The organism is Candidatus Bealeia paramacronuclearis (assembly GCF_035607555.1).
GTDB classification, from domain to species: Bacteria; Pseudomonadota; Alphaproteobacteria; order UBA9655; family UBA9655; genus Bealeia; species Bealeia paramacronuclearis.
Genome location: NZ_JAVHWZ010000012.1, coordinates 1 through 7,454, shown reverse-complemented (window position 1 = coordinate 7,454; position 7,454 = coordinate 1). Strand labels below are relative to the sequence as shown.

Sequence of the window (7,454 nt, the reverse complement as noted above, 5' to 3'; positions counted from 1 at the left end):
TTAATATTATTTAAATTTATATTTGTTTTTTACTTCTGGAGTTCCAAATCTCTTTAAGAAAGAAATTTTTCAAACGCTGCTCAGGACAAAAGAGGTCAAAAAATCAAAAAAGGGTCAAAATTTTTTCCGAACGCTTGGTCCTCTTTTTTGTCAGGCATGTTTCTGCAGTTTCAACTGTCATAGATATGACAAAATGAAGCCAATAAATACTTGTTTTTGTGGAATTCCATTCAACATTGCAATATCTGCGGCTTCATGCCGACCTTTGCTACAGCCCAGCTGGAAAAGAATTTTAACTGAGACGGATTTTCAGCCAGTGAAACTGGGCACAACTGCTATTTAACCCACAAGCACTGGAAAGTTTTTGTAAGTTGAGTTTTCCGTGGTGTAAAATGTGAAAGCTTCAATATCTTGATAAGTACGAATTTAAAAAGCCTATTTTATTTTTTATGGTAGGTCACTAGCAGTGCCTAGGTTTCTACAATTCAAATCACAAAATATCGCGATTAAACGGTCTTCCCTGTTAGGGCAAACACTTTGTGCCCCAATATTCAGCTTTACCCTTTTTGCTGTAGGCCGCAGAAACATTGAAAGTTTTTTGTGAGTTGAGAGTTTTCCGCGGCTTTCAGGTATGTTTTTCACCACTTTGCTGTAGGCCGCAGAAACTTGAAAGAGTTTTTACAAGTTGAGGTTTTCCATGACTTTCAGGTATGTTTTTGACCCTTTTGCTACAGCCCGCAGAAACACTGGAAAAGTTTTTGTGGATCTAGTCTTTCCGCGGCTTTCAAAGTATGTTTTTGACCCTTTTTCAAATGCCTCAAATCCTTGAAAAAATTATTCACTCTCAAAATAGGAATGTTGCTGAAATGTCACGAAAAAGCCTTTTTCAAACTATTTTTTGAGCACTTGCTTCGATGAAAAGTGAGTTTTGGAATTTATCAGAGTTTTTGAGGTCATTTTTGCTCAAAAGCTGTTTAATAAAGTACTTGAAAGGCTTGGTTTCCCTTGTTTTTTATGTTCAGCTCTCAAAATCTTCTCTCTCAATTTTCCAAATTTGACCGTGTTTTGGAATTTATCCCGACTTTTTACAAAGTTTTGACGAAAAAGTCGGGATTTCTTCCCTCAGGTTCGACTTGCCAGTTCATTTTTTTTTGTCTTTAGGCTTGAGACATATCGCACACCTCAATGGGCAAACCTTTGATTATGACTGGAGATCGATGATGAAGAAGGCCTTTCAAACCCGCAGTTTTCGTTCCGGATGTCCCTCTTTCATTCCGTTCGGGATACGCGACGCCCGAAACCGCTAGAGCTTTTTATGAGGATCGTCTCAATGGTGCGAGACAGATCAAAAACCGAATCTTGTGTGATACGGAACTCTACGTCCCAATATTGTCTTTCTCAAAGCTGTGTTGAAGAAGAGGGACATGAACGTCTTTCCTAGCAGTTATCAGAACAAAACACGTGGGCGTGAGGATCTGTGGAATGTCAGGACTGCATTAGCGGCTTTGATCATCCACAGTGAGCGGTTTCAGTATCCAGAAGAGATTTTTAAAGACCTATTTTCAAAATCCCCCAGTTCAGCATTTGCGGCGGTATTGGTATACGACAGTGTCGTCGGCTTATCCGGAAACCACGGTTGAAGTTGTGGTTCCCTTTCGGATGTCTATTCCGTAGAAATCGTTTGAGCGTCTTTACGATGAGTTTGTGTTTCTGATGGGCAATCCGCAAAGAGTCTTGATCATCAGGCCGGACGGGTGTGCTCGTAACAGAGGAAGGCCCGTCTACCAGGTGGCAATTCAGAAAAGGAATGCACAACACGAATCTTTCAGTCAAGTCAGCTGGACTTCTGGAATACTGAACTCCAATTTCAGAATGTCATCGACAAGACCTCTCACGCCTGGAAAATGTTTATCCGGATCTCAAGAAGAGCTCAAAGAGGATCTCTGTGAAGACATCCCTGAGCTGGAGAGCCCATCTGTTTCACGTGCCGCGTATTCACGAGAAGCTTCCCGCGTCTCAAGATATGGACATTCTCAATGGATTGTCACGCATTTCACCGGACGTGGCTTATGCGGACTGGATTCGTGTGGGGATGGTGCACATGCATTACAATGGAAGTGCCATGGGAATGGGTCTTTGGGACAACTGGTCTCAAGGCGCACCAGCCTTATCCCACAATCAAGGAGATTCACTCACTGGCGCAGTTTTGGCAAGCGGCAAAGCGGTGTTTCTGTGGGCACTCTTTTTGCAATGGCCGGCGGTCGGGATGCGGTCAGGGGATCTTACGAAAATCATCATCGTGACTCAGCGTCAATCACTCAACAGCCAATTTCTGTTGGCGGATCCTGAAACAAGACCACCGAAATACAGGGTGTTGCAGACATTGCCACCAATCACAACAGTGCATTCACCTCACCGGAGCCTGCCCCAGTTGAAATACCAATCGTGCCGATTCAGATGTTTCACACGAGCCAACACAAAATTGTGCAAACCGTTAGTCGCCAAAGGGAGGAATCTTTTGAAATCACAGCTTGACCGAAGAAGAATCTCTCACTCCTGATGAAGTCTTTGAAGGTGATGATCGTCTCTTTGAGGAGAAATCTGGCCGGCACTTATTGGTCAGGCTTCGATGAGACTGATGATGATCACGATCCGAGGAGGACTGGTCAAAAGCCCTGTGAAAGTGCTCCTCACCACGCCACAAGAAGACTCCAAAAACTGCTGAAGAAGGCGTCGTCCGGCAAACGATATCATCTCAGGGTCGAGAGTGCGTCGCTTTTGGATGATTACGTTCCAAGACTTTATGAAGACGTCTGCGGACGATGTTCGTCTTTTTAGTCTACGAGATTCATGCGTATTTAAAGGCTGCTATCAGGTCTTATCCGTTGGCAGGTGCCATTGCTTTGGCGGGTTTTCTCTGCGAATCTTGTCGAAGGACGACAGGGCGGCCACGAACTTTCTGACATTAACGTAGGCCCTAGCGGCACAGTGATCCCAGACTTGCCGGGCAGAAAATCCTCAGGCGTTGTCTTTACAGAAATTCTACACCAAGGGCCTGGGAGTAGCAAGGCTGCATTGAGCATCCAAGCAAAACGACGGTATATTCTTTTGTTGCAGGATGAGGCCTCTTATACGGTGCGTTCCAGCCGGTATCGATTATGTCATGTCTCATGAGGATGGTCAGTTCAAATGGAGATGTTCAACACGCCAGAATGTTACTCATCGGACGCCATCGCATGGTGAAGATTCTGGATCCCATTCTGCTGAGCTGTCGTTATCAACGCCTGATATTTTTGAAGCTTACGCGACAGATATGTCAAGGGACTTTTGCTGAATTTGCTTTTTAGAGGCAGAGGTTGTGTTTGAGAAACCAGTCCTGCGCAAGAATTCCTGTTGCGGATCTCTACAGCAACTCGAAATCACCAACAGCAGCACGCGTCGATCTGCACATATGACAGGAGGCCTTGGCGTTGGTGCAGAGATCGAAAAGGTTGAAGCCGCAACACGTCTTATTGGAAGCGGCTCAAGAGGAGCATGCGTTGAGCTTTCACACTTGTCAGACTTTGCGAGCATAGAAACTTCTTCTGACACATGGCATGAAGGCGCAATCGTCCCATCACGGCGAGGTCAGCTGGGCCATCGCCATCACACTGCAATCGTTTGAGACATGGAAGACGCTGTTGCGTCAAGGACTATGACACACAAACGGAAGAACAGCGCGAAAGTTCTCCGCGCCATTCAAAAATAGCGACAACGCAGGATCTCAGCACTTGGATCACGCCGGCTATTTGTCGAAAGACGCAATTCACCCAAAGAGCGCGATAGATTCATCGTTGTCGAAAGAGTGTATTGAGATGTGAGCGTGTGGTGAAAGCAATGGCTTTACGGTCACAAAAGGATCTTTAGCAAGGAATATTCCATGATCCATGTTGTCAACTGATTGAGAAATCCTATCGCTTTATTTTGGGCGATCAGACTACGAAAACTACCAAGCGGAAAAGCGAGTTTCTGGCAAGACGGCGTGACAATGTGCTGACGGCCATTAAACCGCAACCATAACGAGACCTCATCGATTGCCTGAACACCGCATCGTTCCGTGTGCAAAAACTCACCGACAGCGAGTTTCGCAGCACTCTGGAAGATCTCGGGAATCTCGGCTTGGTGGATCTTGCAGCTCTCCTCCGAATACGGCTGACAGTCCGCCTGACAGTCAAGGGGGCAGCGACATTTTAATTTTAACACCGGGCTTTTCGAGAGAACTTGGAAAGCCCCACAGCATGAAAGGAGACAAAGTATGACCGATTTACGCACTCAACATGATTCCCAACAGGAGGCTGGTTTGCGACCAGGACTCTATGACAACACGTCTCTGCGGGTGGAAAGCAAGACCGACTTTGAAACCACGAAGCCGTCATTTACTGCCTCTCATCTGGGAAACGCCACAAGGTCGTATTGTCGAGAAGATGCGGATTAATGATCCCGATCCTCAGAAGAAAATGAAGAGCTGGATAAGACCAAGAAGCTGGCACGGATCTGCGGTATTCAGGACTGGCCGGTCTCTCCCAAGATGGATGACCTCTACCGGTTTCTCGGATGCAAGGCCTGCAATTCACGTCAAGCTCTTCAGCCCTGATGGCGTCAAGTCTTATCCGTATGTCATGAATCATCCAGATGGCCAGTGCATTTACAACCCAAAGCACTGTCAAGATACGAGAGAAACACAATGATGCGTTCCTTTTTAAACACTATGTGCGTTGCCTCAATCGATATTCGGACAGCACGTCACCGCAGTCCCCAAAGGAAGCACACTCATTCGTTAAATATTATCTGTTTTCAAACACAGGAACCACTCATGAACAGACCCAAATCAGTAAACCCAGAATGTCCGACAGTTTTGTCTTATGCCCATCGCTATGTCTGGCCCAGAGTCTCGCTTTCTCTCCGAAATTGAGTGCCAGAAACAGAGTGCAGAAGGCCGCGATCCCATTGCTCTTGATCGGCTGGTCTATCAAGAACAAGTCGGACTCCCTGGTTTTTAGTGGAAAGATCGAGAGCCGCGACCTCTTCCGCCTGTCCTGCGGATTTGCAAAAGCATCTCTGGCAATACACGCTCAAACATCTCTATCCCGAAGAGAAAGAGCTCTACAAAAAACGCCATTGCTCTCATCTCAGCCTCGTTCGAGCGAGAGAAAATGTGACACTGCTGCGTTTTCATCATCCCCATGATCTCACGCAACAGTGTCTCTGCCCTCGGGAGCCTTCGGGTTCCCGAGTTCCGATTCAGCCTTCACACATAACTTTTCATTTGACAAGAGATCTCGAAAAATCATGTGATGCGCGATGATTGAACTGCGTTTGCGCCAACAGCAGATGGTTGACAAAGCCATTGCAGCCCTGAAAGAACAAGGGAACACTCTTTGTGTCGCACCGACTGGTGCGGGCAAAACCATTATGTTGTCGTTTATTGTGAAATCTTTTCTCTCCAAGAGAAAGAGATGCCTGATCCTTCAGCATACCGATGAAATACTGGAGCAGAACTATCTGAAATTTCAGCAGGTTGCTCCAGATGTGTCTTGTTCTGTTGTTAACGGGAAACAAAAAGACTTCTCCGGTCAGGTGATCTTTGCCATGGTGCAGTCCCTCTCCAAACCGCAATCATTAAAGAAATTACCAGATCTTCACATGTTGGTTATCGATGAAGCCCATCATAGTGTTGCGCCCACCTACAAGCAAATCATCACAAAGGTCAAAACACAGAAAAAACCACCTCTGCTCTTAGGCATGACCGCAACACCCACACGTGAAGATGACAAAACTCTCGCTGAACTCTTTACCAATATTGCCGATCAGATTGCAATTGAAGAACTAGTGGCTTCCGGTCATCTTCTTTATCCTAAAACCTTTGTGATTCACTCCGAGGCACAAGAAAAGATTCGCGAGCTGATTGATTTAGGAGCAAATCCAGAATCTCATGAAGAACGAATTGATGCGTGTATGTCTGTTGTGGATCTGGGCGCTGTAGTCCAGCATTGGAAGAAACAGGCTTCCGGACGCAAAACCATCGTATTTTGCAGTCGCGTTGATCATTCACTGGACGTTCAGCAATCCTTTACACACGCGGGAATCGTTGCTGATCATATTGATGGCGGATATTCTCGCGCAGATCGCGCTAGAGTGCTTCACGATTTCATGCACGGACAGACGCAAGTCTTATCAAATGCCAACGTCCTGACAGAAGGATGGGACTTTCCACCCACCAGCTGCATCATAATTCTCAGAGGACTTGCAACACATACAGCTCTTATTCAAATGATTGGACGCGGATTGCGTCATCTGGATTCGAAAGTCTATCCTCATCTTGAGAAGTCCGATTGCATTGTTCTTGACTTTGGACTCAGTATTCTCAAGCACGGATCCATTGAGGCTAAGGTCGATCTTCTTCCCAAACACAAGTGTCCCAAGTGCAAACAGAAGGTTCCCAAAGTCGCATTAAAGTGTCCTTTATGTGGTTATGATTTTGAGGCCGCCAAACGCAAGAGGGAAGAAAAAGAACGTGTCCGGCACGAACGCGAGATCCAGAAAATCAAAGAATTTGAAATGCGTCAGTTTGAAATGGAACGTCGTCGTCTTCTCACAAAAGAAGAACTCTCCCATGAAATAAAACAACAAAGAGAGACGAAAACCATTGCAGACTCGGTCGAATGGGAACGGCAACAATACAAGAAGAAAATACGTGCCTATCTCGAACGCGGACAAGACCCGAACGTTCCAGCCATTCTCTGGACACGTGTTGAGCAAGGTCGCTATGTCGCCGCTGGTGATCAAACTTTTTGTATGATTGAGCTTATCAGCGATACCACTACGCATCTGACTGTCAGAAATACAGAGCTTTGGCATTTTCTCGGGACGGTTCAAGAATGTATTACAATAGGATCACAGGTCTTGCGAGAAAAAGGTGGAAAATATGTTCCTTATGACCATCAATTTGAAATTATTCATCCACCGACAGAAGCTCAGATGAATTTTCTCAAACAGTATCACTGTTTTCCGGAAACAAAAAGGCAGGCGTCTGCTCTGATCTCCTATTATGTGTTTTTGAATCAATCTGCGCGAGATCGAGAGCGTCAGGAACAGGAGCAAAAGACACAGAGTGAGCGAAATGACCCACCGTCATCAGAAGAGCCAGGGCATCGGCCTCATTCTCATCCGCAAACGGGATCCCTTGGGCAGTGAGAGCACTTTGGACTGCGGTTTTGCTGGCATTTCCTTTGCCCGTCACGTGGCGCTTAATAGTACCCACGGGCACTCCCTGATAAGGAATCTGCTGTTCCTCGCAAAACGCCGTCAGCGTCGCGAGAAAGCCCCCATAAACATGCGCTGCGTCCACACTCAGATGTCGTCGGACTTCCTCAAAATAGACACAACGAAAGCCATGTGTGAGGCCTTTCATATCC

The 7,454-nt window shown here is 46.2% G+C and carries 5 protein-coding genes and 1 pseudogene; 5 read left to right on the top strand and 1 reads right to left on the bottom strand.

Annotated features, from left to right (window positions below; all coding sequences use genetic code 11):
* Positions 1-1,424 precede the first annotated feature (1,424 nt).
* The 5 genes from Bealeia2_RS10380 (at position 1,425) to Bealeia2_RS10695 (ending at position 7,233) form a co-directional block, all read left to right on the top strand.
* On the top strand, positions 1,425-1,640 hold the full coding sequence (locus tag Bealeia2_RS10380) for a hypothetical protein (protein ID WP_331256935.1): 216 nt from the start codon (positions 1,425-1,427) through the stop codon (positions 1,638-1,640).
* Between the two features lie 344 nt (positions 1,641-1,984).
* Positions 1,985-2,560, top strand: coding sequence for a PriCT-2 domain-containing protein (locus tag Bealeia2_RS10375; protein ID WP_331256934.1), 576 nt, complete (start codon positions 1,985-1,987; stop codon positions 2,558-2,560).
* A gap of 332 nt (positions 2,561-2,892) precedes the next feature.
* Positions 2,893-3,174 carry a hypothetical protein gene (locus Bealeia2_RS10370; RefSeq protein ID WP_331256933.1) on the top strand — a complete coding sequence of 94 codons (282 nt, stop codon included), beginning with the start codon at positions 2,893-2,895 and terminating at the stop codon, positions 3,172-3,174.
* A 1,120-nt stretch (positions 3,175-4,294) separates the two neighbouring features.
* Positions 4,295-4,474 carry a hypothetical protein gene (locus Bealeia2_RS10365; protein ID WP_331256937.1) on the top strand — a complete coding sequence of 60 codons (180 nt, stop codon included), beginning with the start codon at positions 4,295-4,297 and terminating at the stop codon, positions 4,472-4,474.
* Positions 4,475-5,340: 866 nt separating this feature from the next.
* Positions 5,341-7,233 carry a DEAD/DEAH box helicase gene (locus Bealeia2_RS10695; protein ID WP_331256936.1) on the top strand — a complete coding sequence of 631 codons (1,893 nt, stop codon included), beginning with the start codon at positions 5,341-5,343 and terminating at the stop codon, positions 7,231-7,233.
* Here Bealeia2_RS10695 and Bealeia2_RS10355 read toward each other — a convergent pair.
* Positions 7,175-7,453 (bottom strand): annotated as a pseudogene (locus tag Bealeia2_RS10355) (hypothetical protein); the annotation flags it as partial. The gene Bealeia2_RS10695 and the pseudogene Bealeia2_RS10355 overlap by 59 nt on opposite strands.
* Position 7,454 lies beyond the last annotated feature (1 nt).